Annotated in this window: 39 protein-coding genes; 3 read left to right on the top strand and 36 right to left on the bottom strand. The window is 61.9% G+C overall.

All coding sequences use genetic code 11. The features are described 5' to 3' along the window. Positions 1–111: 111 nt before the first annotated feature. The 3 genes from AC3A35_RS17750 to AC3A35_RS17740 all read right to left on the bottom strand — a co-directional run bounded on the left by AC3A35_RS17750 (position 112) and on the right by AC3A35_RS17740 (position 2,414). Entirely contained in the window at positions 112–510 is a 399-nt protein-coding gene (locus AC3A35_RS17750) for a sirohydrochlorin chelatase (RefSeq protein ID WP_487437524.1), read from the bottom strand. A 31-nt stretch (positions 511–541) separates the two neighbouring features. Beyond that, positions 542–1,339: a tRNA threonylcarbamoyladenosine dehydratase gene (locus tag AC3A35_RS17745; RefSeq protein ID WP_487437523.1), complete on the bottom strand. Its 798-nt coding sequence runs from the start codon at positions 1,337–1,339 to the stop codon at positions 542–544. Positions 1,340–1,445: 106 nt separating this feature from the next. Continuing rightward, the gene (locus AC3A35_RS17740) at positions 1,446–2,414 is read right to left on the bottom strand and encodes an MBL fold metallo-hydrolase (protein ID WP_487437522.1); all 969 of its coding nucleotides are present in this window, start codon (positions 2,412–2,414) and stop codon (positions 1,446–1,448) included. Between the two features lie 116 nt (positions 2,415–2,530). Here AC3A35_RS17740 and AC3A35_RS17735 point away from each other — a divergent pair, with 116 nt between their 5' ends. After that, positions 2,531–3,682 (top strand): MalY/PatB family protein, encoded by a 1,152-nt coding sequence (locus AC3A35_RS17735; RefSeq protein WP_487437521.1) that lies wholly within the window; start codon positions 2,531–2,533, stop codon positions 3,680–3,682. A 6-nt stretch (positions 3,683–3,688) separates the two neighbouring features. Here AC3A35_RS17735 and ssb read toward each other — a convergent pair whose 3' ends face one another. Next, positions 3,689–4,177, bottom strand: a complete 489-nt coding sequence (gene ssb / locus AC3A35_RS17730; RefSeq protein ID WP_487437520.1) for a single-stranded DNA-binding protein — start codon at positions 4,175–4,177, stop codon at positions 3,689–3,691. A 22-nt stretch (positions 4,178–4,199) separates the two neighbouring features. Then, positions 4,200–5,408 (bottom strand): MFS transporter, encoded by a 1,209-nt coding sequence (locus AC3A35_RS17725; protein ID WP_487437519.1) that lies wholly within the window; start codon positions 5,406–5,408, stop codon positions 4,200–4,202. A gap of 93 nt (positions 5,409–5,501) precedes the next feature. On the opposite strand from AC3A35_RS17725, the gene uvrA reads away from it, so the two are divergent. Both uvrA and AC3A35_RS17715 read left to right on the top strand, forming a co-directional pair. Beyond that, positions 5,502–8,324, top strand: a complete 2,823-nt coding sequence (uvrA, locus tag AC3A35_RS17720) for an excinuclease ABC subunit UvrA (protein WP_487437518.1) — start codon at positions 5,502–5,504, stop codon at positions 8,322–8,324. A gap of 109 nt (positions 8,325–8,433) precedes the next feature. Further along, positions 8,434–8,733 (top strand): hypothetical protein, encoded by a 300-nt coding sequence (locus tag AC3A35_RS17715; protein ID WP_487437517.1) that lies wholly within the window; start codon positions 8,434–8,436, stop codon positions 8,731–8,733. Between the two features lie 15 nt (positions 8,734–8,748). Here AC3A35_RS17715 and galE read toward each other — a convergent pair whose 3' ends face one another. From galE to AC3A35_RS17560, 31 genes are all read right to left on the bottom strand, one after another. Beyond that, on the bottom strand, positions 8,749–9,771 hold the full coding sequence (gene galE, locus AC3A35_RS17710; protein WP_487437701.1) for a UDP-glucose 4-epimerase GalE: 1,023 nt from the start codon (positions 9,769–9,771) through the stop codon (positions 8,749–8,751). A gap of 89 nt (positions 9,772–9,860) precedes the next feature. Next, a complete protein-coding gene (gene rplQ, locus AC3A35_RS17705) occupies positions 9,861–10,259 on the bottom strand; it encodes a 50S ribosomal protein L17 (protein WP_487437516.1) in 399 nt (132 codons plus the stop codon). A 27-nt stretch (positions 10,260–10,286) separates the two neighbouring features. Then, positions 10,287–11,267, bottom strand: a complete 981-nt coding sequence (locus tag AC3A35_RS17700) for a DNA-directed RNA polymerase subunit alpha (protein WP_487437515.1) — start codon at positions 11,265–11,267, stop codon at positions 10,287–10,289. 36 nt (positions 11,268–11,303) lie between these two features. Then, positions 11,304–11,933 (bottom strand): 30S ribosomal protein S4, encoded by a 630-nt coding sequence (rpsD, locus tag AC3A35_RS17695; protein ID WP_487437514.1) that lies wholly within the window; start codon positions 11,931–11,933, stop codon positions 11,304–11,306. A gap of 14 nt (positions 11,934–11,947) precedes the next feature. Continuing rightward, entirely contained in the window at positions 11,948–12,337 is a 390-nt protein-coding gene (gene rpsK, locus AC3A35_RS17690; protein WP_110522862.1) for a 30S ribosomal protein S11, read from the bottom strand. Positions 12,338–12,349: 12 nt separating this feature from the next. Then, positions 12,350–12,712 (bottom strand): 30S ribosomal protein S13, encoded by a 363-nt coding sequence (gene rpsM, locus AC3A35_RS17685; protein ID WP_487437513.1) that lies wholly within the window; start codon positions 12,710–12,712, stop codon positions 12,350–12,352. A gap of 53 nt (positions 12,713–12,765) precedes the next feature. Then, positions 12,766–12,879 carry a 50S ribosomal protein L36 gene (gene rpmJ / locus AC3A35_RS17680; protein WP_159683631.1) on the bottom strand — a complete coding sequence of 38 codons (114 nt, stop codon included), beginning with the start codon at positions 12,877–12,879 and terminating at the stop codon, positions 12,766–12,768. A gap of 25 nt (positions 12,880–12,904) precedes the next feature. Next, on the bottom strand, positions 12,905–13,123 hold the full coding sequence (gene infA / locus AC3A35_RS17675) for a translation initiation factor IF-1 (RefSeq protein WP_487437512.1): 219 nt from the start codon (positions 13,121–13,123) through the stop codon (positions 12,905–12,907). Between the two features lie 3 nt (positions 13,124–13,126). Beyond that, positions 13,127–14,452, bottom strand: a complete 1,326-nt coding sequence (secY, locus tag AC3A35_RS17670) for a preprotein translocase subunit SecY (protein WP_487437511.1) — start codon at positions 14,450–14,452, stop codon at positions 13,127–13,129. Between the two features lie 14 nt (positions 14,453–14,466). Next, a complete protein-coding gene (rplO, locus tag AC3A35_RS17665; protein ID WP_487437510.1) occupies positions 14,467–14,907 on the bottom strand; it encodes a 50S ribosomal protein L15 in 441 nt (146 codons plus the stop codon). Position 14,908: 1 nt separating this feature from the next. Further along, positions 14,909–15,091 carry a 50S ribosomal protein L30 gene (rpmD, locus tag AC3A35_RS17660; protein WP_487437509.1) on the bottom strand — a complete coding sequence of 61 codons (183 nt, stop codon included), beginning with the start codon at positions 15,089–15,091 and terminating at the stop codon, positions 14,909–14,911. Between the two features lie 3 nt (positions 15,092–15,094). Beyond that, complete coding sequence (gene rpsE / locus AC3A35_RS17655; RefSeq protein ID WP_487437508.1) at positions 15,095–15,619, bottom strand: 30S ribosomal protein S5; 525 nt, start codon at positions 15,617–15,619, stop codon at positions 15,095–15,097. A gap of 12 nt (positions 15,620–15,631) precedes the next feature. After that, a complete protein-coding gene (gene rplR, locus AC3A35_RS17650) occupies positions 15,632–15,985 on the bottom strand; it encodes a 50S ribosomal protein L18 (protein ID WP_487437507.1) in 354 nt (117 codons plus the stop codon). 11 nt (positions 15,986–15,996) lie between these two features. Next, on the bottom strand, positions 15,997–16,530 hold the full coding sequence (gene rplF, locus AC3A35_RS17645) for a 50S ribosomal protein L6 (RefSeq protein ID WP_487437506.1): 534 nt from the start codon (positions 16,528–16,530) through the stop codon (positions 15,997–15,999). Between the two features lie 11 nt (positions 16,531–16,541). Beyond that, on the bottom strand, positions 16,542–16,937 hold the full coding sequence (gene rpsH, locus AC3A35_RS17640) for a 30S ribosomal protein S8 (RefSeq protein WP_487437505.1): 396 nt from the start codon (positions 16,935–16,937) through the stop codon (positions 16,542–16,544). Between the two features lie 13 nt (positions 16,938–16,950). Further along, a complete protein-coding gene (gene rpsN / locus AC3A35_RS17635) occupies positions 16,951–17,256 on the bottom strand; it encodes a 30S ribosomal protein S14 (protein ID WP_487437504.1) in 306 nt (101 codons plus the stop codon). A gap of 7 nt (positions 17,257–17,263) precedes the next feature. Beyond that, positions 17,264–17,803, bottom strand: a complete 540-nt coding sequence (rplE, locus tag AC3A35_RS17630; protein WP_487437503.1) for a 50S ribosomal protein L5 — start codon at positions 17,801–17,803, stop codon at positions 17,264–17,266. Between the two features lie 9 nt (positions 17,804–17,812). Then, positions 17,813–18,130 carry a 50S ribosomal protein L24 gene (gene rplX / locus AC3A35_RS17625; protein WP_487437502.1) on the bottom strand — a complete coding sequence of 106 codons (318 nt, stop codon included), beginning with the start codon at positions 18,128–18,130 and terminating at the stop codon, positions 17,813–17,815. Positions 18,131–18,142: 12 nt separating this feature from the next. Beyond that, a complete protein-coding gene (gene rplN, locus AC3A35_RS17620) occupies positions 18,143–18,511 on the bottom strand; it encodes a 50S ribosomal protein L14 (protein ID WP_004258229.1) in 369 nt (122 codons plus the stop codon). Positions 18,512–18,661: 150 nt separating this feature from the next. Further along, complete coding sequence (gene rpsQ / locus AC3A35_RS17615) at positions 18,662–18,931, bottom strand: 30S ribosomal protein S17 (RefSeq protein ID WP_487437501.1); 270 nt, start codon at positions 18,929–18,931, stop codon at positions 18,662–18,664. Beyond that, on the bottom strand, positions 18,928–19,122 hold the full coding sequence (gene rpmC / locus AC3A35_RS17610; protein ID WP_487437500.1) for a 50S ribosomal protein L29: 195 nt from the start codon (positions 19,120–19,122) through the stop codon (positions 18,928–18,930). The genes rpsQ and rpmC overlap by 4 nt, the downstream gene beginning before the upstream one ends. A 2-nt stretch (positions 19,123–19,124) precedes the next feature. Further along, positions 19,125–19,538: a 50S ribosomal protein L16 gene (rplP, locus tag AC3A35_RS17605; protein WP_487437499.1), complete on the bottom strand. Its 414-nt coding sequence runs from the start codon at positions 19,536–19,538 to the stop codon at positions 19,125–19,127. Next, positions 19,538–20,296, bottom strand: coding sequence for a 30S ribosomal protein S3 (gene rpsC, locus AC3A35_RS17600; protein ID WP_487437498.1), 759 nt, complete (start codon positions 20,294–20,296; stop codon positions 19,538–19,540). The genes rplP and rpsC overlap by 1 nt, the downstream gene beginning before the upstream one ends. A 9-nt stretch (positions 20,297–20,305) precedes the next feature. Beyond that, positions 20,306–20,635 carry a 50S ribosomal protein L22 gene (gene rplV, locus AC3A35_RS17595; RefSeq protein ID WP_487437497.1) on the bottom strand — a complete coding sequence of 110 codons (330 nt, stop codon included), beginning with the start codon at positions 20,633–20,635 and terminating at the stop codon, positions 20,306–20,308. A gap of 2 nt (positions 20,636–20,637) precedes the next feature. Beyond that, a complete protein-coding gene (gene rpsS / locus AC3A35_RS17590) occupies positions 20,638–20,913 on the bottom strand; it encodes a 30S ribosomal protein S19 (protein WP_300440681.1) in 276 nt (91 codons plus the stop codon). A 10-nt stretch (positions 20,914–20,923) separates the two neighbouring features. Continuing rightward, entirely contained in the window at positions 20,924–21,751 is an 828-nt protein-coding gene (gene rplB / locus AC3A35_RS17585; RefSeq protein ID WP_487437496.1) for a 50S ribosomal protein L2, read from the bottom strand. Positions 21,752–21,757: 6 nt separating this feature from the next. Then, positions 21,758–22,063 (bottom strand): 50S ribosomal protein L23, encoded by a 306-nt coding sequence (rplW, locus tag AC3A35_RS17580; protein WP_487437495.1) that lies wholly within the window; start codon positions 22,061–22,063, stop codon positions 21,758–21,760. Then, positions 22,060–22,680 carry a 50S ribosomal protein L4 gene (gene rplD, locus AC3A35_RS17575; RefSeq protein ID WP_487437494.1) on the bottom strand — a complete coding sequence of 207 codons (621 nt, stop codon included), beginning with the start codon at positions 22,678–22,680 and terminating at the stop codon, positions 22,060–22,062. The genes rplW and rplD overlap by 4 nt, the downstream gene beginning before the upstream one ends. Positions 22,681–22,693: 13 nt before the next feature. Next, on the bottom strand, positions 22,694–23,332 hold the full coding sequence (rplC, locus tag AC3A35_RS17570) for a 50S ribosomal protein L3 (RefSeq protein ID WP_487437700.1): 639 nt from the start codon (positions 23,330–23,332) through the stop codon (positions 22,694–22,696). 116 nt (positions 23,333–23,448) lie between these two features. Continuing rightward, entirely contained in the window at positions 23,449–23,760 is a 312-nt protein-coding gene (rpsJ, locus tag AC3A35_RS17565; protein ID WP_136385039.1) for a 30S ribosomal protein S10, read from the bottom strand. 53 nt (positions 23,761–23,813) lie between these two features. After that, on the bottom strand, positions 23,814–23,890 hold a 77-nt coding region (locus tag AC3A35_RS17560; RefSeq protein WP_201785588.1), incomplete at its 5' end, for an EF-Tu C-terminal domain-related protein.

Raw genomic sequence — 23,890 nt, 5'->3', positions numbered from 1 at the left:
ACATGGTCGCTTCGCCGGCGATCGAGCGCCGCTATCGGACTCCCGCCTTCGTGCCAGCGCCGAACTGACACGCCGGAGCAGTCGTCACAAACAGTGTCCCGCCGCGTCCGCCTACCCCGGGGCCCGAACTGCGGCGCGCGCGTAGTCCGCGATCGCCGCCACCACTTCCGGCGCTTCACCGGCGGCGGGAACGAGATGGATCTCGCAGCGTGGATGACGCTGCCGTGCGGCCTCGATCAGGGCTGGCATATCGCGTTTCAGGTGCCCGCTCTGGGCGAGAAAAACCGGCACCACACCGATCCGGGTCGCGCCTTGTCCGACCAGGGTATCGACCGCCCCCTCCAGCGTCGGGCTGATGAACTCGAGAAAGGCAAGCTCGACCAGCAGGTCCGGGGCATCGCTGAGCATGCGCGCGCGCGCACGCTGCATCGGCCCCGCCCACTCGGGGTCACGAGCGCCATGGCCGAACAGCACCACCGCTTCGCGGACAGGAGGGTTCATGGGGTTCATCGCAGTTCCTGTCTGGTTCATCATCATTCCGTCATGGAGCATGCAACAGCTGTTCGAGTGCCCGTGCCGCCGCGAACAGACCGACACTGGCCGTCATCGCCATGCTCGAACCATAACCGGCACAGGCCAGTCCCTGGGGCGCCTGTCCGGTGTCGCAGGCCACCGCAGGGTAACGCAGGGGCTCGCAGGAATAGACCGCTTCGATGGCGAACTTTCTCCGCGGGTCGCGCGGAAAACCGTGCTCCTTGCGCAACAGGGAGCGGACTTTCGCCAACAGCGGATCCTGCTCGGTACGCGACAGGTCATCCACCCGGATGCAGGTCGGGTCGGTCTTGCCGCCGGCACCGCCGGCCATCACCAGCGCAATATGCTGCTCCCGACAATGCACTGCGGTGGCGACCTTGGCGCGGACGTTGTCGACCGCATCGATGACCACGTCGAAGCCCTGCAGCAGCGCGAGCGCATTATCCGGCGTGAGAAAATCCTCGATCATGGTGACACGGCACAGCGGGTTGATGCCCCGGATCCGTTCGGCCATGGCCTGGACCTTGGCCTGCCCCAGGGTGGTGTCGAGCGCATGCGCCTGACGGTTGATGTTGGATTCGGCGACATGATCGAGATCGATCAGGGTCAAGCGCCCCACGCCGCTGCGCGCCAGTGCCTCGGCCGCCCATGAACCCACGCCGCCGACGCCGACCACGCAGACATGGGCGGCGGTCAGGCGGGCAAGCGCCTGTTCACCGTAAAGCCGGCCGATCCCGCCGAAACGGCGTTCGTGGTCGACGTCCGGTGGCAGGACGGAGGACTCGGGGACTGCTGCGGACGACATGAGCTGGCTGACCTCGACGCGGAAAACCCGCTGATCTTACCGCAGCCCCGGACCAATCAGCGGCAGACCTGTGATGGGGCGCCCGCTGCCGACCATCCGTGACCGCTCAGGCGGTCTCTACCGCTTCGATACGCAGGCTGTCGAGCCAGACGCCGAGTCCCTGGGCGTTGAGTTCGAGGTCGAGGCGGAGCATGTCGAGCGCCTCTTCCTCGGACAGGGCCCAGCCCTGGCGGGCGGTTTCCTCGCGCACGATCTGCTCGAGCCCGGCAAGGATCTCGACATGGCGGGCAACGCCGTTGCCCCGGGCCGCCCTGGCCACCGCAACCTGCGTGTCGACCAGGCGATGCAGATCTGCCGCAAGGCGATCCACCTCGGTCACCCTGCCGTAGTGGGTGAGGTACATCGCTTGCGGGTGGAACGCAAGCATGCGGTCGATCGAGCGGTGCATGGCCTCGGGATCGAACTGGCTCGGAGTGGTGGTCGGGAAGACAAAGGCGCGACCCTCGACGTCGAACTCGCGATACGAGACGCCGAAGATGTCGCCGGTGAAGAACACCTGCGCGACACTGTCCCAGATTGCGATATGGTGCCGCGCGTGCCCGGGGGTATCGAGAACGCGAAGGTGGCGCCCGCCGAGCGGCAGTTCCATACCGTCCTTCGCCACAGCGATACGCGACTCCGGAATCGGCGCCAGCCGCCCGTAGAGCTGAAAAGTACGTTCGGCACCGTACACCGCCGCTGCCGCCGCCCACAGTTTGGACGGGTCGACCATGTGGCGCACACCACGCGGGTGGACCACCAGGCACGCGTTGGGCAGGGCATACATCAGGCTGCCGGCTCCCCCGGCGTGATCGAGGTGGATGTGGGTCAGTATCACCCAATCGACCGCCTCGGGCGCGATGCTGAGGCTGGCCAGTCCGCCGAGGATGCGGGGAATCGCGGCATTGGAGGCGGTGTCGATGATGGCGACACGGCCCTGGTCGATGATGAGGTGGATCGCCGCGACCTGCGGCCGATCGCCGTATCCCGAATCAACCGTGTAAATGCCATCCGGATGCGCAATGATGTTTTGCACAGTGAGTCTCCCATCTGCTCTTGATGATTTTGCGCAATTGTATCTATAGCCGCCCGCGGGTGAACCGTGTCAAATCGCACGTTACACTCCCGACTTCCCAATGCAGGGCAACAAGCATGGACTTCAATTTTGACCGACCGCCGGATCGCAGGGATGTTCCCGGCGAGAAGTGGGGACGCTACGCCGACCGCGACATCCTGCCGTTGTGGGTGGCCGACATGGATTTCGCGGCGCCGCCAGCGGTGCTTGAAGCCTTGCATCGAAGGATCGACCATGGCGTGTTCGGCTACACCGACGCCTGGCCCGCGCTGACCGAGGCCGTGACCGCCGGCATCGAACGCGACCATGGCTGGCGCGTCGAGCCCGACTGGCTGGTCTGGTTGCCGGGGGTGGTGACGGGCTTCAACCTGGCCTGTCGTGCAGTGGGTGAACCGGGCGATGGCGTGTTCACAGCCACGCCGATCTATCCCCCGTTCCTGTTCGCGCCGGAAAACAGCGAGCGCCGCCTGGTCAGCTGTGCGCTCGAAGAGCACGCCGGCCGTTGGCAGTGGAACCGTGCTGCCACCGCTGCAGCAATCGATGAGCGTACCCGGCTGTTCATGCTGTGCAATCCGCACAATCCGGTGGGACGCGCCTTCGATCGCGACGAACTGGAGTGGATCGCCGCACTTGCGCACGAGCGCGACCTGGTGATCTGCAGCGACGAGATCCACTGCGGCCTGATCCTCGACGCGGATCGCCCGCACATTCCGATCGCGACCCTCGACGAGCGCACTGCACGGCGCACGATCACGCTGATGGCGCCGTCAAAAACCTGGAACGTGCCGTCCTTGTACTGTGCATTCGCGGTCATTCCGGACGCGGCGTTGCGCAGCCGCTTCCGCCGCGTGATGCGGGGCATCGTGCCGCATGTGAACGTACTCGGCATGGTCGCCACCGAAGCGGCCTATCGCGACGGAGCGCCGTGGCGCGCGGCACTGCTCGACTACCTGCGCGGCAACCGGGCGCGGGTGCTCGAAGCCGTCGAGGCGATGCAGGGCTTGCGCACCACCTCGCCTGAGGCCACCTATCTGGCATGGATCGACTGCCGCGAAGCCGGACTCGATGATCCGGCCGGCTTCTTCGAAGCCGGCGGCGTTGGGCTCTCCGATGGCCGGGGCTTCGGTCTGCCGGGCTTCGTGCGGCTGAATTTCGGTTGCCCGCGGGACACCCTGGACCAGGCGCTCAAGCGCATGGCCTCTGCCCTCAGGCAAGCGCGCCCGCGCTAGTCCCCCTCAGAACGGAATATCGTCGTCAAAATCGCCGAAACCGCCCGGTGCCGGCTTCGCCGCCGGCGCGGGTGCCGGTGCGGGCTGGCGTGACGGGGCGGACGGGGGCGCATCATAACCGGCGCTGTCACCACCGCGCGCAGGACCCTCGCCAGCGCCCTCGCGACGGCCGAGCATCTTCATCTCGTCCCCGCGGATTTCGGTGGTATAGCGGTCCTGTCCGTCCTTGTCCTGCCACTTGCGCGTCTGCAACCGGCCTTCGACATAGACCTGCGAGCCCTTGCGGAGGTACTGCGCCGCGATCTCCGCGACCTTTCCGAAGAAAACGACCCGGTGCCATTCGGTCGCTTCGCGACGCTCGCCGGTGCCCTTGTCCTTCCAGGTTTCGGTGGTCGCCAGGGTCAGGTTGGTGATCGCGTCGCCGCTCGGGGCATAGCGGGTTTCGGGATCCTTGCCGAGGTTGCCGATCAGAATGACTTTGTTCAGGGATGCCATCCCGTTCTCCTATCAGTGGGTATCAGTTCCGGGCCGGCGCGGGAACCACGCGGACCGGCGGGGGGTTCATGCTTGTTGCCAGCATCAGCCAGAGCAGCGCAAGGATGCCGCAGGCCAGGCTTACGGCGCCACCGCCATAGCGCTGCCCGAGCCAGCCGCCAAGCAGGCCACCGAGGAACAGCCCTAGCGACTGCAAGGTGTTGTAGACCCCGAGCGCAGTGCCCTTGGCCGCCGGCGGGGCAATGCGCGAGATCCACGACGGCTGGGTGGCCTCGAGAATATTGAAGGCGACAAAGAACAGCGTCAGCCACAATGCGATCGGAACGAGTCCGTCCGCCCAGGCATAGAGCCCGAACTGGACCACCACGAGCAGCGCGACCGCGCCGTTGAAGATCTGCTTGAGGCGACCGTGGCGCTCGGCAATGATCACCGCCGGCACCATCGCGACAAAGGACAGCAGCACCGCGGGCAGATACACCTTCCAGTGCTCGATCAGCGGCAGGCCGCCTTTGGCCACCAGTGCGGCGGGCACCATCACCCACATCGTGGTCTGGATCAGATGCAGCGCGAACACGCCGAAGTTGAGCCGCATCAGCTGCCCGTCGACCAGGATATCGACAAATCTTCCGCCATTGGCACGCGGCACCGGTGGCGCCGCCGGCACGATCCAGATCACCACGCCCATGGCACCAAAGGCGAGCAAGGCGGTGAGCCAGAAGATCCCGCTCATGCCGATCGCAGCGTAGAGCAGCGGCGCAGCAACCATCGACAACGCAAAGACCAGACCGATGCTCGAGCCGATCATCGCCATCACCTTGGTCCGGTGCTGGTCGCGGGTAAGGTCCGCCGCCAGCGCCGTCACTGCCGCCGAGATCGCGCCGGCGCCCTGCAGCACCCGCCCGGCGATGATCATGTAGATGTCGTCCGCTATGGCGGCCACGCCGCTGCCGACCACGAACAGCGCCAGTCCGAAGAGGATCACCGGCTTGCGCCCAAGGCGGTCGGATGCGGCACCGAAGGCAATCTGCAGGCAGGCCTGGGTGAGGCCGTAGGCGCCGATCGCCAGGCCGACCAGGGTCAGGTTGTCGCCCCCCGGAATCGTGTGCGCATGCACCGCGAACACGGGCAGGATCAGGAACAACCCGAGCATGCGCAACGCGAAGATGGATGCCAGGCTGACGCCCGCGCGTCGTTCGGCAGGCGTCATCGAATCGCGTACGGGTAAGGACATGCGGGGTGCGCGGAAAAAAGAAAGTGATTCTAACATTGGCCCGGAGCCGCTTCTCTCTTATAGTTTTGCGTTACCTCCCGTGCAGCCAAGTCCATGGACGAAATCCGCATTCGCGGTGCCCGCACCCACAACCTCAAGAATGTCAGCCTCGATCTGCCGCGCAACCGGCTGACGGTCATCACCGGACTGTCGGGCTCGGGGAAGTCGTCACTCGCGTTCGACACGCTGTACGCGGAAGGCCAGCGTCGTTACGTGGAATCATTGTCGGCCTACGCGCGACAGTTTCTGCAGCTGATGGAGAAGCCCGACGTCGACCTGATCGAGGGCCTCTCACCCGCGATTTCGATCGAGCAGAAGGCGACCAGCCACAACCCGCGATCGACAGTGGGGACCGTCACCGAAATCCACGACTATCTGCGCCTGCTTTACGCCCGCGCCGGCACTCCGCATTGCCCCGAGCATCCGACCCATGTCCTCGAAGCACAAAGCGTGTCGCAGATGGTCGATCACGTGCTGGCGCTGCCCGCCGAAACGCGGTTGATGATCCTCGCCCCGGTCGTGAGCGGGCGCAAGGGCGAGCAGCACGACCTGTTCGCCGAACTCCGTGCGCAGGGCTTCGTCCGCGTGCGGGTGGATGGCAGGGTCCACGAGCTCGACAACGTGCCGCCGCTGGAGAAGGGGCGCAAGCACACGGTGGAGGTCGTCATCGACCGCATCAAGGTCCGTGGCGACCTGCGCGGACGCATCGCGGAATCCTTCGAAACTGCGCTGATGCATGCCGATGGCCGTGCGATTGCGGTCGAGATGGACAGCGAACGCGAACATCTTTTCTCCGCCCGCTTCGCCTGCCCGATCTGCAGCTATGCGCTGGGCGAACTGGAACCGCGGCTGTTCTCGTTCAACAATCCGGCCGGCGCCTGCCCCAAGTGCGACGGGCTGGGCCAGATCGACTTTTTCGACCCGGCGCGGGTGGTCGCCCATCCGGATCTGTCCCTCGCTTCCGGCGCGATCCGTGGCTGGGACCGGCGCAACCAGTTCTATTTCCAGATGCTCACCAGTCTCGCATCGCACTACCGATTCGACATCGAGACCCCGTTCGAGGTCCTGCCTGCACCGATCCGCGACACGGTGCTGCACGGCTCGGGGCGCGAGAAAATCGCTTTCCGCTACCTCGCAGACAGCGGGCGCATGGTCGCCAAGGAGCACCCGTTCGAGGGCATCATTCCCAACCTCGAACGCCGTTTTCGTGAAACCGACTCGGCTGCAGTGCGCGAGGAGCTCCTGAAGTACCGCACCAATCGTCCCTGCCCAGCCTGCGAAGGCACCCGTTTGCGTGCCGACGCCCGCCACGTCCTGATCGGCGGCATGGCACTGCCAGGCGTGAGCCGGCTCCCGCTCGGCGAGTGCATGGCCTTCTTTGCCCAGTTGAAACTCGAGGGCCACCGGGCGCAGATTGCCGAGAAGATCGTCAAGGAAATTGCCGATCGCCTCAGCTTCCTCACCAATGTCGGGCTCGACTACCTGTCGCTCGATCGTGCTGCAGACACGCTTTCGGGCGGCGAGGCCCAGCGCATCCGCCTCGCAAGCCAGATCGGGTCGGGCCTGACCGGGGTGATGTATGTGCTCGACGAACCCTCGATCGGCCTGCATCAGCGCGACAACGCGCGCCTGCTGGAAACCCTGCGCCACCTGCGCGACCTGGGCAATACCGTGATCGTGGTGGAGCACGACGAAGATGCCATTCGCAGTGCCGACTATCTCGTCGACATGGGCCCAGGCGCCGGTGAACACGGGGGCGAGATCGTCGCCTGCGGCCGTCCCGAGACAGTCATCGCCAACGAAGCGTCGGTCACCGGCGCCTACCTGTCCGGACGGCGGCGCATCGCCGCGCCCGCTCGGCGCATCGCGCCGGACCCGACGCGGATGGTCATGTTGCACGGTGCCCGTGGCAATAACCTGAAAGATGTCAGGCTTGAATTGCCCGTGGGGCTATTCACCTGCGTCACCGGCGTCTCGGGATCGGGCAAGTCCACCCTGATCAACGACACCCTCGCCGCGCTCGCGGCCCACCGGCTCTACGGCAGCAACCTGGACGCCGCGCCGCATGACGGGATCGAAGGACTGGAGGTCTTCGACAAGGTCATCAACGTCGATCAATCACCGATCGGCCGCACCCCGCGCTCCAACCCGGCCACCTACACCGGCCTGATGACGCCGATCCGCGAGCTCTTCGCCGGGGTGCCGGAGGCCCGCGCACGCGGCTACGGACCGGGGCGCTTTTCGTTCAACGTCAAGGGCGGGCGTTGCGAGGCCTGCCAGGGCGACGGCATGATCAAGGTCGAGATGCACTTCCTTCCGGACATGTATGTGCCATGCGATAGCTGTCACGGAAAACGCTACAACCGGGAAACACTGGAGATCCGCTACAAAGGAAAGACCATCTTCGAGGTCCTCGAAATGACCGTCGAGCACGCTCTCGATTTTTTCCGCCCGGTGCCGAGCGTCGCCCGCAAGCTCGACACCCTGACCGACGTCGGCCTCGGCTACATTCGCCTCGGCCAGAGCGCCACGACGCTATCCGGCGGTGAAGCGCAGCGGGTGAAACTGGCGCTCGAGCTCTCGAAGCGGGACACCGGGCGCACCCTGTACATCCTCGACGAACCGACCACGGGGTTGCACTTCCAGGACATCGAATTGCTCCTCAAGGTGCTCCATCGCTTGCGCGACCATGGCAACACCATTGTGGTGATCGAACACAACCTGGACGTGATCAAGACCGCGGACTGGGTGATCGATCTCGGTCCCGAAGGCGGCGCCGGCGGCGGGGCCATCATCTGTGCCGGGCCTCCGGAACACGTTGCCGCCTGCGAGGCCAGCCACACCGGCCGCTATCTGCGAAGACTGTTGCCGAATTGACCGCCCGGACCACTTGGATGCATGCTTACGCCCGGTGACGACTATCACTTGCGCAGCATTGCCACCGGCATACCGATATCGTCGTAAACATCTGCACAGGACGTGACGCATGACCGACCCGAACACCACCGCTCAAGCGCAATTCATGCAACGCGTCGAACGACGCCTCCGGTTCATGAAAACCCTGAAGGACGCCGGGCTCGGCCTATACCTTCCGGCCGAGGAACACGCGCGCAAACATGCGTTCGAACAGCTCGCACGCCTGACCGCCCGACAAAGCGAACTTCCGCTGCTCAATGCGGCGACCCTCGCCGAGGCGAGCGAACTCTTTCGCAGCCACCTCGAGTCCATGCAGGGATTGCTGCCGCACGACGTGCAATACCGGAACCGCATCCGCCGCCCCTGGTAGCCTGCGGCATTCTGCTCAGCGCGCGTTGTACCCGTCGGGATTGCGCTGCTGCCAGCGCCATGCGTCGCGGCACATCGTGTTGAGGTCGCGCTCTGCCTGCCAACCTAGTACGCGCCCCGCAAGAGCCGGATTGGCCCAGCACTCGGCAACATCGCCCGCGCGCCGCGGCACGATGCGGTAGGGAACCGGGCGCCCCGACGCCGCCTCGAAAGCGCGAACCACTTCGAGCACACTGTATCCCCGACCCGTACCGAGATTGAGCGTCGTCACCGCCGGAAGCACATCGAAGCGCTCCACCGCACTGACGTGCCCACGGGCGAGGTCGGCGACATGGATATAGTCACGCACGCCGGTCCCGTCAAGCGTCGGATAGTCGTCGCCGAACACCTGCAGTTCGGCGAGCTTGCCGACCGCCACCTGGCTCACGTAGGGCATCAGATTGTTCGGAAGCCCGTTCGGATCCTCGCCGATCTGACCGCTCTCGTCGGCACCGACCGGATTGAAGTAGCGCAACAACACTACCTTCCAGGACGGATCCGCCGCCGTCACATCGCGCAGGATCTCCTCGCTCATGAGCTTGGTCCGCCCATAGGGATTGGTTGCGGAAGTCGGGAAATGCTCCTCGATCGGAACCGAGGCAGGATCCCCGTAGACGGTAGCCGATGAACTGAACACCAGGCGTTTCACCTCGCTCGCCGCCATGACCTCGAGCAGAGCCACCAGTCCGCCCAGATTGTTGTCGTAGTAGTTCAGCGGAATCCGCACCGATTCACCCACCGCCTTCTTCGCGGCAAAATGGATGACCGCCCCCACGGGATGGGCGTGGAACACCGCCTTGAGCGCCGAGCGGTCGCGCACGTCCGCCCGGATGGCTGCCCGCAGCCGCCTTCCCGCCAACATCTGCACTCGTTCGAGGGCAAGCGGCGACGAATTCGAGAAGTCATCGACGACAACCACCTCATGCCCGCCTCGCAACAAGGCTAGACAGGTATGCGAACCGATATAGCCCGCGCCACCAGTGACCAGAATAACGCTCATTGAAGCTTCCTCGAAGGAGATCTCCGGACAAAAAAAAGGCCGGGAATCCCGACCTTTTTTATACCACACGGATCCTGCGAAGATCCGTTTCAGGCGGCAACAGCTTCCTCTTCGACGACCACATCGACGTCGGGACGATCGAGCAGCTCGACGAACGCCATCGGTGCATTGTCGCCATCACGGAAACCGCACTTCAGGATACGCAGATAGCCGCCGTTGCGGGTGCCATAACGCGGGCCCAACTCATCGAACAGCTTGACCACCATTTCGCGGTCGCGCAGGCGATCGAACGCCAGACGACGGTTGGCAAGGCTGGGCTTCTTGCCCAGGGTGATCATCGGCTCAACCACGCGGCGAAGTTCCTTCGCCTTCGGCAGCGTCGTCTTGATGACTTCGTGACGCAGCAGAGAGTTGGCCATGTTGCGGAACATCGCCTGACGATGGCTGCTCGTCCGGTTCAGCTTGCGAAGACCATTACGGTGACGCATGTTATTTCCTCACTTCACTGACACCGATCAACCGAGCTTCTCGAGCCCGGCCGGCGGCCAGTTTTCCAGTTTCATCCCCAGGGTCAGCCCACGCGTGGCCAACACTTCCTTGATCTCGTTCAGCGACTTGCGGCCGAGGTTCGGCGTCTTCAGCAATTCCGTCTCGGTGCGCTGGATGAGATCCCCGATGTAATAGATGTTCTCGGCCTTGAGACAATTGGCCGAACGCACCGTCAGTTCGAGATCATCGACCGGGCGCAGCAGAACCGGGTCGATCGTGACCGGCTTGACCGTCACTGTCTCGGCTGGGGTGCCTTGAAGGTCGGCGAAGACCTCCAGCTGATCTCGCAACACACGGGCTGCATAGCGAATCGCCTCTTCGGGATCCACCGCACCGTTGGTTTCGATATCGATCACCAGGCGGTCGAGGTCGGTACGCTGCTCGACCCGGGCACTCTCGACCAGGTAGCTGACGCGCCGAACCGGACTGAACGACGCGTCGAGTACGACCCGACCGATCGTCTTGCTTTCGCCGCTCACCGGTCGGGTGTTGCCGGGGACGTAGCCACGGCCTTCCTCGACCTTGATCTGCATGTCGAGATTGCCGCCCGGAGCGAGATGCGCAATGACATGCCCCGGATTGATGATCTCGACGTCATGTCCGGTCTCGATATCGGCCGCAGTCACCAGCCCTTCGCCCGATTTCACCAGACGAAGCGTCGTCTCGGAACGGTTGTGGAGCTTGAACACCACACCCTTCAGGTTCAGCAGCAGGTCGACGATATCTTCGCGCATGCCATCCAGCGTCGAATACTCGTGCAGCACGCCTTCGATCGTCACTTCCGTCGCCGCGTGCCCGGGCAGCGACGACAGGAGGATGCGCCGCAGCGCATTCCCCAGGGTATGGCCAAACCCGCGCTCGAACGGCTCCATCGTCACCCGCGCCTGTACCGGCGAGATACTCTGGACGTCGATGATGCGCGGTTTCAGCAGTGCATTGCTTTGCATCAACATTTCCTCGGAACTAGAAGCTCGACTCCCCGATTAGCGGGAGTACAGTTCCACAACCAGACCTTCATTGATTGTGGGCGGCAGTTCGCTGCGCTGCGGATAGGCCTTGAACACACCCTTGCCAGCCTTGGTGTCGACTTCAAGCCACTCCGGGAACCCGCGCGATTCGGCAGCTTCGAGCGCAGCCTTGACCCGCAGGTGACTGCGGACGCGCTCGACGAGCTCAACCACGTCGCCCGGACGAACCAGGTAGGACGGGATATTCACACGCTTGCCGTTGATCAGCACGCCGTTGTGCCGCACCACCTGACGAGCTTCTGCACGCGAACCACCAAAGCCCATGCGATAGGCGACGGAGTCCAGACGACCTTCGAGCAATTGCAGCAGGTTTTCACCTGTCTGCCCGCGACGACGATCGGCTTCAGAATACACCCGGCGGAACTGCTTCTCGAGCACGCCGTAAAGACGGCGGATCTTTTGCTTTTCACGCAGTTGGACACCATAGCCGGAGAGACGCTGACCGGAACGCTGACCGTGCTGACCCGGCGCGTACGCCCGGCGCTCGATCGCGCATTTATCGGTAAAGCACTTTTCGGCCTTCAGGAACAGCTTTTCACCCTCGCGACGGCACTGACGGCACTTCGGGTCGAGATTACGAGCCACGTTTCAACTCCTTGTCAGATACGGCGCTTCTTGGGCGGACGGCAGCCGTTATGCGGGATCGGCGTGATATCGGTGATGCTGGAGATCTTGATCCCCAGCGCATTCAACGCACGTACCGCGGACTCACGCCCGGGGCCAGGCCCCTTGATGCGCACTTCGAGGTTCTTGATGCCGCATTCCTGCGCCACCTTGCCGGCCGCCTCGGCTGCCACCTGGGCAGCAAACGGCGTGCTCTTGCGCGAACCCTTGAAACCGGCACCACCCGACGTCGCCCACGACAGGGCGTTGCCCTGACGATCGGTGATCGTGATGATGGTGTTATTGAAGCTTGCGTGAACGTGGACAATACCTTCCGCCACGTTCTTCTTGATCTTTTTACGGACCTTGGTTGCAGTCTTAGCCATTATTGGTTCCTATCACTTCTTGCCAGCGATCGCCTTGCGCGGACCCTTCCGGGTACGAGCATTGGTGCGCGTCCGCTGACCGCGACACGGAAGACCACGGCGGTGACGGACACCACGGTAGCAACCCAGGTCCATCAGACGCTTGATGTTCATGGTTACTTCGCGACGCAGGTCGCCTTCCACCACAAACCGAGCCACTTCATCGCGCAGCTTCTCCATGTCCGACTCGGTCAGATCTTTCATCTTGACCGAGCGGACAATACCAGCAGCATCGCAAATCTTTTGAGCACGCGAACGGCCGATCCCATAGACAGCGGTCAGCGCGATCTCGGCATGCTTGTGGTTGGGAATGTTTACCCCAGCAATACGGGCCATTCGTTTACCCCAAAACGCTAAACATTAAATATTAATACCTGGGACTGACAAGATCAACCCTGGCGCTGCTTGTGCCGCGGATCGGTGCAGATAACCCGCACTACGCCCTTACGACGGATGACCTTGCAGTTGCGGCAGATCCTCTTTACTGAAGCCTGGACTCTCATGACTTGCTCCTGTTTCTAATTTCTTTCACTTGGTCCGGAACACGATCCGACCCCTGGTCAGGTCATACGGGGTCAGCTGGACGGTAACCTTGTCGCCGGGAAGAATCCGGATGTAATGCATCCGCATCTTCCCGGAAATATGTCCGAGCACTACATGGCCGTTCTCGAGTTTCACCCTGAACGTTGCATTGGGAAGGTTCTCGGTGACCTCCCCCTGCATCTCGATTACGTCTTCCTTCGCCATCTCTCACCTGATTGGGAGACCTGCGCCTTTGAAATTCGCTTTCTTCAACAGGCTCTCGTACTGGTGCGACATCACCGATGCCTGAACCTGGGTCATGAAATCCATCGTCACGACCACGATAATCAACAGCGATGTGCCACCGAAGTAGAACGGAACGTTCCATTTCAGGATCAGGAACTCCGGCAGCAGGCAAACCAGGGTGATGTAAACCGCACCTGCAAGCGTAAGACGCATCAGGATCTTGTCGATGTAGCGCGCGGTCTGGTCGCCCGGCCGGATACCCGGCACGAACGCACCACTCTTCTTCAGGTTGTCCGCCGTTTCACGCGCATTGAAAACCAGCGCGGTGTAGAAAAAGCAGAAAAACACGATTGCCACTGCATACAGCATTACGTAAATCGGCTGGCCCGGTGACAGCGTCGATGCGATGTCGCGCAACCAGGTCATTCCTTCCGAAGCACCGAACCACTGACCCAGCGTGGCCGGGAACAGAATGATGCTCGATGCAAAAATCGGCGGAATCACACCCGACATATTCAGCTTCAGCGGCAGATGGGAGCTTTGCCCGCCAAACACCTTGTTGCCGACCTGCCGTTTTGCGTAATTGACCAGGATCTTTCGCTGCCCGCGTTCGACGAACACCACGAACCCGGTGACCACTACCACCAGCACACAGATCAGCAACGCCGTGAAAGGATGCATCGCGCCAGTGCGAACCAGCTCGAAAAGCCCCCCAATCGCGCTCGGCAAGCCCGCTACGATGCCTGAAAAGATGATCAACGAAATGCCGTTACCGATACCACGCTCGGTAATCTGCTCGCCCATCCACATCAGGAACATCGTGCCGGTGACCAGCGTCGATACGGTCACGAAGCGGAACGTCAACCCCGGATCGAGCACCAGACCGGCCTGCCCCTCGAGCGCGATCGAAATCCCGAGGCCCTGCGCGAACGCCAGCACCAGCGTGCCGTACCGGGTGTACTGCGTAATCTTGCGCCTGCCCGCCTCGCCTTCCTTCTTCAGGGCCTCGAACTGCGGGACCGCCACCGTCATCAACTGCATGATGATCGATGCCGAAATGTAAGGCATGATGCCCAGAGCAAAAATCGTGAACCGCGACAGCGCCCCACCGGAAAACAGGTTGAACACACCCAGAATTCCGCCGGCCTGCGACTGGAAAAGCTCCGCAAGGCGCTCGGGATCGATGCCGGGAACCGGTATATGGGCGCCCAGGCGATAGACGATCAACGCACCGATCAGGAACAACAATCGGCTTTTGAGATCACCAAAACGCCCGGACTTCCCAACCGTGGCAGCTGGATTGGCCACAATCGTACCCTTGCTTAATCAGCCGCCACGGAACCACCAGCAGCCTCGATGGCTGCACGGGCACCACGCGTTGCGCCGACGCCGCGGAGCACGACCTTCTTGCTGCCGAGATCGCCGGACAGCACGACCTTGGCCGAAAGCGTGTCAGCCGGAACGACACCGGCCTGCATCAACACCAGCAAATCCACTTCGTCGACCGGAAGAGCCGCGAGCTCCGACAGGCGGACTTCGGCATTGCGTGCGCGCGTCAGCGAGACGAAGCCGCGCTTCGGCAAACGACGCTGCAGCGGCATCTGACCGCCCTCGAAACCGGTCTTGTGAAAGCCGCCGGCACGGGACTTCTGCCCCTTGTGACCGCGACCGCAGGTCTTGCCCAGGCCACTACCCATCCCACGCCCGACGCGCTTGGCAGCGAACTTCGAGCCGGTGGCCGGCTTAATAGTATTCAGGCGCATTTCAAGCCTCGTACTTAACCAGATAGGACACCTTGTTGATCATGCCCCGAACTTCCGGGGTATCGATCAACTCGACGCTGTGATTCAGGCGACGAAGGCCCAGACCACGTACCGTCGCGCGGTGTGATTGTTTGGTTCCAATCACACTCTTCACGAGCGTGACCTTGATTTTCTTGTCGGACATCGCTTACCCCAGAATCTCTTCGACAGACTTGCCGCGCTTGGCTGCAATCACTGACGGGGTGTTGATCGCCATCAGCCCGTTGATCGTGGCTCGCACCACGTTGTACGGGTTGGTGGAACCGATACACTTGCAGATGATGTCGGTCACACCCATCACCTCGAACACAGCACGCATCGGGCCGCCGGCGATGATCCCGGTACCGACCGGCGCCGGCTGCATCAGCACCGACGCGGCGCCATGCTTGCCGATCACGGTGTGGTGCAGGGTACCGCTCTTGAGCGGCACCTTGGCGAGCTTGCGGCGCGCTTCGTCCATCGCCTTCTGTACCGCAACCGGCACTTCACGCGACTTGCCCTTGCCCATACCAATACCGCCGTCGCCATCACCAACCACGGTCAGCGCAGCGAAGCCGAGAATACGACCACCCTTCACGACCTTGGTCACGCGATTGATCGCGACCATTTTTTCGCGCAGTCCGTCGTCGCGCTCCTCGGAGGCTTGCGGGCGCTTGCTTTGTTGCTTAGCCATTCGAATCCTCGCTTAGAACTTAAGGCCGCCTTCGCGGGCAGCCTCAGCCAACGTCTTGACGCGGCCATGGTAGAGGAAGCCGGAGCGGTCGAATGCGACCGTCTCGATCCCGGCAGCCTTTGCGCGCTCGGCGATCAACTTGCCGACCACTTCTGCTGCCTGCTTGTTGCCGCCGTTTGCAACCTGTGCTCGCACCGCCGGCTCCACCGTCGAAGCCGACGCCAGAACGACCGAGCCGCAGCCCGAGATCACCTGGGCGTACATGTGGCAGTTGGACCGGAACACGGTGAGGCGCACCGCCTTGAGCTCCGCGAGCTTGGCGCGAGTTTTGCGCGCACGGCGAAGACGAGTTTCTTTCTTGTTCATGACGAACCGCCTTACTTCTTCTTGGTTTCCTTGAGCATAACCACTTCGTCCGAATAACGGACGCCCTTGCCCTTGTAGGGCTCGGGAGCGCGGTATGCCCGTACCTCGGCCGCGACCTGACCGACTTGCTGCTTGTCGATACCCTTGATCACGATTTCGGTCTGGGTGGGAGTTTCGGCCTTCACGCCGTCGGGCAACTGGTGCACAACGGGATGGGAGAAACCCAGCGAGAGATTCAGTTTGTCGCCCTGAGCCTGTGCGCGATACCCCACGCCTACCAGGTTCAGCTTGCGCTCGAAGCCCTTGGTGACGCCGATGACCATGTTGTTCACCAACGCACGAATGGTGCCCGACATGGCTACGCCGTTGGCCACACCCTCGCGCGCCTTGCACACGAGCATATCGCCTTCACGCTCGACGGTCACCGCCGGGCTGATCGCCTGGCGAATCGTACCGAGCGGCCCCTTGACTGCAAGTTCGGCGGCCGAAATCGTGACTTCGACACCACCGGGGATCGCGACCGGATTCTTAGCTACACGAGACATGAAATCCCCCTTTACGCGACCAGGCAGATGACTTCGCCACCAACCCGACTGGAGCGGGCGGTACGATCGGTCATCAAACCCTTGGGGGTCGACACAATGGCAACACCCAGACCATTCATCACGCGCGGCAGATCTTCGCTGCCCTTGTAGACGCGCAGCCCAGGGCGGCTGACACGCTCGATGCGCTCGATGACCGGGCGGCCGGCATAGTATTTGAGAGCCACATCGAGTTGCGGCTTGCCGTCGACATCACGGACCACGTAGCCATCGATATAGCCTTCATCCTGAAGAACCTTGGCGATCGCCACCTTCACTTTCGACGAGGGCATGCTCACGTTCGCTTTCTGGGCCTGTTGCCCATTGCGAATCCGCGTCAGCATGTCGGCGATCGGATCGGACATACTCATCTTTCTATTCTCCTTACCAGCTCGCCTTGGTCATGCCAGGCACTTCGCCGCGGAAAGCAATTTCCCGCAGCTTGTTACGGCAGAGACCAAACTTGCGGAACACACCACGCGGGCGCCCCGTCAGACTGCAACGATTGCGAGCACGAACCGGGCTCGCGTTGCGCGGCAGTTGCTGCAACGAAAGACGAGCGGACATGCGCTCCTCTTCGGACAACTTCATATCATTGATCTGCGCATTCAGCGCTGCACGCTTGGCGGCGTACTTCACCACCGTCTTGCGACGCTTCTCTTCGCGATTGATCAGAGCCAGTTTCGCCATATCACCCTCAATTCTTGAACGGAAACTTGAACGCACTCAGCAGCGCACGCGCCTCTTGGTCGCTCTTGGCAGTCGTCGTGATACTGATGTTCATCCCGCGGAGGGCATCAATCTTGTCGTATTCGATCTCGGGAAAGATGATCTGCTCTTTGACGCCGAGGTTGTAATTGCCACGACCATCAAAACCCTTCGACGCAATACCACGGAAGTCACGAACACGCGGCAGCGCAATCGTCACCAGGCGATCGAAGAACTCGTACATCTTCGGCCCGCGCAGCGTAACCATGCAGCCGATCGGATATCCATCACGGATCTTGAAGCCGGCAATTGACTTGCGAGCCTTCGTCGACACCGGCTTCTGACCCGCAATCTTGGTCATGTCGCCCATTGCGTGCTCGAGAACCTTTTTGTCGCCAACTGCTTCACCGACACCCATATTCAGGGTGATCTTGGTGATGCGCGGCACTTCCATGACGGACTTGTAGGCAAACTGCTTGAGCAGTTCCGGCACCACAGCATCCTTGTAAATCTGTTGAAAGCGAGCCATTGTCACTCCTTACGCGTCCACCAGCTCGCCGTTCGACTTGAAGAAGCGGGCCTTGCGACCATCCTCAAGCACCTTGATCCCGACGCGGTCAGCTTTCTGCGACGCGGGATTGAACAGCGCGATGTTCGAAACATGAATGGGCATCTCTTTTTCGACGATACCACCCACTTCACCCTTGAGCGGATTCGGACGGACATGCTTCTTCACCCGATTCACACCCTCCACCACCAAGCGCTCGTCATCGACGCGACGCACCACAGCGCCTCGGCGCCCGCGGTCTTTACCCGTCAGCACCACGACTTCATCACCCTTGCGGATCTTGTTCATCTCATCGACTCCTCAGAGCACTTCCGGCGCAAGCGAGACGATCTTCATGAACCGTTCCGAGCGCAGCTCACGCGTAACCGGCCCGAAGATGCGGGTACCGATCGGCTCGAGCTTGTTGTTCAAGAGCACAGCCGCATTGTTGTCGAACTTGACCAGCGATCCGTCGGGACGACGAACACCCTTGGCAGTACGAACCACAACTGCGTTGTAGACATCACCTTTCTTGACACGGCCGCGAGGCGCAGCATCCTTCACGGTGACCTTGATGATGTCACCGATACCGGCATACCGACGCTTCGATCCGCCGAGTACTTTGATGCACATCACCGAACGTGCGCCGGTGTTGTCGGCCACGTCGAGCCTGGACTGCATTTGAATCATGAATTTATCTCCAACTTATCCCGCAGCGCGGTCAGTATTGGAACCCGTCAGGGTAGGATGCCCCGACGAATCCCGGAGCAAGATTTGAAAGTATAACAGCTTGGCGAATTCACGCCAAGCTGTTCAGACAAATATTGCGAACCAACCCGATCAGATCACACTAGCCTTTTCGAGGACTTGCGTCACCCGCCAGGTCTTGGTGCGCGAAATGGGCCGGCACTCTTCGATCTCGACCAGATCACCCGCGGTAGCGGCACGATCTTCCACGTGCGCGTGATACTTGGCCGAACGGGTAATGATTTTGCCGTAAAGCGGGTGCTTGACGCGGCGCTCGACGAGCACGGTGACCGTCTTGTCCATCTTGTCGCTCACAACACGCCCGACGAGGGCGCGGCGAACCTTTTCTGCTTGCTCGCTCATTTCAGACCCGCCTTTTCGCGAAGGAGCGTACGGACACGCGCGATGTCGCGACGCACCTTGCCCATTTGGCTCGTGTTGCCGAGTTGCTGTGTTGCATGTTGCATGCGCAGGGAAAACTGCGCCTTCAGCAGCTCGAGCAACTCCTGGTTCAATTCGTCAGCGCCCTTGGCGCGGAGTTCACTCGCTTTCATGCTTACCCCATCTGACGGGTGACAAACACGGTTTCGAGCGGAAGCTTGGCGGCTGCAAGCCGGAAAGCCTCACGCGCGAGCGTCTCGTCCACGCCATCCATTTCGTAGAGCACCTTGCCCGGCTGGATCTCCGCGACCCAATACTCGGGATTGCCCTTACCGTTACCCATCCGAACTTCAGCCGGTTTACGCGAAATCGGCTTGTCCGGGAAAATGCGGATCCAGATCCGGCCGCCACGCTTGATGTGACGCGTCATTGCACGACGCGCGGATTCGATCTGGCGCGCCGTCAGGCGACCACGCCCGATAGCCTTCAGACCGAAATCCCCGAAGCTGACCTTGGCCCCACGGGTGGCAACACCCGTGTTACGGCCTTTCTGCTCCTTGCGATACTTTCTTCTCGACGGCTGCAGCATTATTCACTCCTGCTTTCTTCTGGCCGGCGCGCCGGACGACGACCCGGACGAGCGTCATCACCACGCGGTGCACCGCGACGTGCGCGGCGGCTATCGGCCTCGGGCTCGGCGGCAACCGGCTGCTCGTTGCGACCCAGCATTTCGCCCTTGTATACCCAGACCTTGATACCGATGATGCCGTAGGTAGTCTTCGCTTCCGAAACGCCGTAGTCGATGTTCGCGCGCAGGGTGTGCAGCGGCACACGACCTTCGCGATACCATTCGGTACGGGCGATCTCGGCACCGTTAAGACGTCCGGCGCTCATGATCTTGATACCCTGGGCACCGAGCCGCATGGCATTCTGCATCGCCCGCTTCATGGCGCGACGGAACATGATCCGCTTCTCGAGCTGCTGCGCGATCGAGTCGGCAATCAGCTTGGCGTCGATCTCAGGCTTGCGAACCTCTTCGATGTTCACATGGACAGGAACACCGATGATCTTCTGCAGATCACGCTTGAGCGCCTCGATATCCTCGCCCTTCTTGCCGATCACGACGCCCGGACGGGCGCTGTACAACGTGATGCGGGCATTCTTGGCCGGCCGCTCGATGACCACGCGCGCCACCGATGCATGTGCGAGACGCTTCTTCAGGTAGTCACGAACCTTCAGATCCTCTTGCAACATCTTCGGAAAATCTTTGCTCGATGCGTACCAACGGGAACTCCAGTCACGCGTTACGGCGAGGCGGAATCCAGTGGGATGTATTTTCTGACCCATATATGCTCCTTACTCGCCGACGGTCACGTAGATGTGGCAGGTGGGCTTGGAAATGCGATTTCCACGACCCTTTGCACGCGCGGTGAAACGCTTGAGCGTCGTCCCCTCTTCCACGTGAATCGTCTTGACCTTCAGTGCATCGATATCAGCGCCGTCGTTGTGCTCTGCGTTCGCGATCGCGGACTCGACCACCTTGCGGATGATCTTCGCGCCTTTCTTCGGCGAGAAGGCCAGCACGTTGAGCGCCTGACCGACCGGCCGACCACGCACCAGATCGGCAACCAGACGACCTTTCTGAGCAGAGAGACGAACACCACGGAGAATTGCTTTGGTTTCCATGATTACCTCTTCGCCTTCTTGCTAGCCGCGTGCCCTTTGAAGGTCCGCGTCAGCGCAAACTCGCCGAGCTTGTGGCCGACCATGTTCTCCGACACATAAACCGGAATGTGCTGGCGACCATTGTGGACAGCGATCGTCAGCCCGACAAAATCGGGCAGGACGGTGGAACGACGCGACCAGGTCTTGATCGGGCGCTTGTCGTTGCTACCCCGTGCGGCGTCGACCTTCTTCAGAAGGTGCGCGTCGATGAACGGGCCTTTCTTGATAGAACGTGCCATCTGTTACCCCTTAACGCTTGTGACGACGCTGCACGATCATCGTGTCGGTGCGCTTGTTGCTGCGGGTACGATAACCCTTGGCAGGCGTGCCCCACGGGCTGACCGAAACGCGACCTTCGCCAGTACGACCTTCACCACCACCGTGCGGGTGATCCACCGGGTTCATGGCAACGCCACGAACGGTCGGGCGGATACCACGCCAACGGTTTGCGCCGGCCTTGCCGATCTTGCGCAGACTGTGCTCTTCGTTGCCGACTTCACCAATCGTGGCGCGACATTCGACGTGCACCCGGCGAATCTCGCCGGAACGCAGGCGAAGCTGGGCATAGACACCCTCACGCGCCAACAGCTGGACCGAGGTGCCGGCGGCGCGCGCCATCTGCGCGCCCTTGCCCGGCATCATCTCGACGCAGTGAATCGTCGAACCGACCGGGATGTTACGGATCGGAAGCGCATTGCCCGGCTTGATCGGGGCTTCGACGCCACTCACGATCGACTGACCCACCGCCACACCGCGCGGGGCGATGATGTAACGACGCTCGCCGTCCGCATAACACAGCAGGGCGATATTCGCCGAACGGTTGGGGTCGTACTCGAGGCGCTCGACCTTGGCCACGATACCGTCCTTGTTGCGACGGAAATCGATGACGCGGTAATGCATCTTGTGACCACCGCCCTGATGACGCACGGTGATGCGACCGCTGTTGTTACGACCGGCCTTGCTGATCTTCTTCTCGATCAGACCGTCGAACGGACGCCCTTTGTGGAGGTCCGGATTGACCACCTTGACCATCGCACGACGACCGGCCGAGGTAGGCTTGAGTTTTACCAGTGCCATGATTGATTACTCCCCAGCCACAAAGTTGATTTCCTGGCCGGGCTTGAGGCAAACGAAGGCCTTCTTCCAGTCCTTGCGACGACCGGCGGTCTTGCCCGTGCGCTTGGCCTTGCCCTTGACGTTCAGGACCTGGACCGACTTCACCCCGACCTTGAACAGCAGCTCTACAGCGGCCTTCACTTCGGGCTTGGTTGCGTCGGACACGACCCTGAACACCACCTGCTCGTTCTTGTCGGCGACATAAGTCGCCTTCTCGGAAATCTGCGGTGCGAGCAGCACCTGCAGCAGACGTTCCTGGCTAATAGCGCTCATTGCCACGCCTCCTCCATCTTGGCCAGCGCACCCTTGGTGACCAGCACCTTCGGGAAACGCACCAGCGACACCGGGTCGGCTTCGTGGACGTCGAGCACCAGCACCTTGTTCAGGTTGCGCGAGGACAGGAACAGGTTCTCGTCCAGGCCATCGGTGATCACCAGCACGGAGTCCAGCCCCATTCCCTTGAGCTTCTGCACCAGCATGCGGGTCTTCGGCGCCTCGACGCTGAAGTCCTCGACAACGGCCAGGCGGTCTTCGCGAGCCAGTTGCGAGAGGATCGCCGCCACACCGGCGCGATACATCTTGCGGTTAACCTTTTGCGAGAAGTTCTCGTCGGGCGAATTCGGGAAGATCTTGCCGCCACCGCGCCACAGCGGGCTCGACGCCATACCGGCACGTGCATTGCCCGTACCCTTCTGGCGGAACGGCTTGCGGGTCGACTTCGCGATCTCCGAGCGCCCCTTCTGAGCGCGATTGCCCGAGCGCGCATTCGCCTGATAGGCGGTCACGAGCTGGTGGATCAACGCTTCATTGTACTCACGGGCAAACAGCACGTCGGACGCCTGCAGCGTCGACGAGGCTTCACCCTGATCATTCAAGAGTTTCAGTTCCATTGTCTATCGCCCCTCAAGCCTTGACCGCGGGACGAACGACAACGTCGCCACCCTTGGAGCCCGGCACCGCACCCTTGATCAGGAGCAGCTGCCGCTCGACGTCCACCCGGACGACTTCGAGACCCTGGGTCGTCACCTGGACGTTGCCGTACTGACCGGCCATCCGCTTACCAGGAAACACACGACCAGGATCCTGCGCCATACCGATGGAACCCGCCGAATTGTGCGACAGCGAGTTACCGTGCGAAGCACGGTTGGAGGCGAAGTTATGACGCTTCTGAACACCGGAGAAACCCTTGCCGATGGACACGCCGGTCACATCGACCTTCTGACCCGCTGCGAACACGTCGGCACCGACCACATCACCGGCCTTGAAGGCGGCAACCTGTTCGGCATCGATACGGAATTCGCGCAGAATGCGGCAGGGCTCGACTCCCGCCTTGGCAAGATGCCCGGCGAGCGACTTGACGACGCGACTGGCGCGACGCTTACCAACTGCGACCTGAACCGCGGCATAACCGTCGGATTCAGGCGTCTTGATCTGGGACACACGATTGTCGGACACGTCAAGCACCGTCACCGGGATGGTTCTACCATCTTCGGCAAAGATGCGAGTCATGCCGACCTTGCGCCCTACAAGGCCTAGACTCATTTTTTTCTCCTGATTCCCGGTTTCGATTGACCGGGGGTCGAACCAAAAATAAATTGCGCCAAAAGGCACAAGGGCCGGATTATACCGGCCCTATCGAAATGAATGCAAGCGCAGCCTTACTGCAACTTGATCTCGACGTCGACGCCCGCCGGAAGGTCCAGTTTCATCAGCGCATCGACCGTCTTGTCAGTCGGATCGATGATGTCCATCAGACGCTGATGGGTACGGATTTCCATCTGGTCACGCGACGCCTTGTTCACGTGCGGCGAACGCAACAGGTCGAAACGCTCGATGCGCGTCGGCAGCGGCACCGGGCCACGAACGACGGCGCCGGTACGCTTGGCGGTCTCGACAATTTCCAGCGCCGACTGGTCGATGAGACGGTAGTCGAAGGCTTTCAGACGGATGCGGATTTTCTGGCTTTGCATGATGTTGTTCCCAAAGAGCGAATGCGGAGCCAGTCGGCTCCGCGCAAGAAGTGTTACTCGATGATCTTGGCGACGACGCCGGCGCCAACGGTACGGCCGCCTTCGCGAATCGCGAAGCGCAGACCTTCTT

This window comes from Azoarcus sp. Soil_N_20 (assembly GCF_057656155.1).
This window is presented reverse-complemented; position numbering and strand designations above follow the sequence as displayed.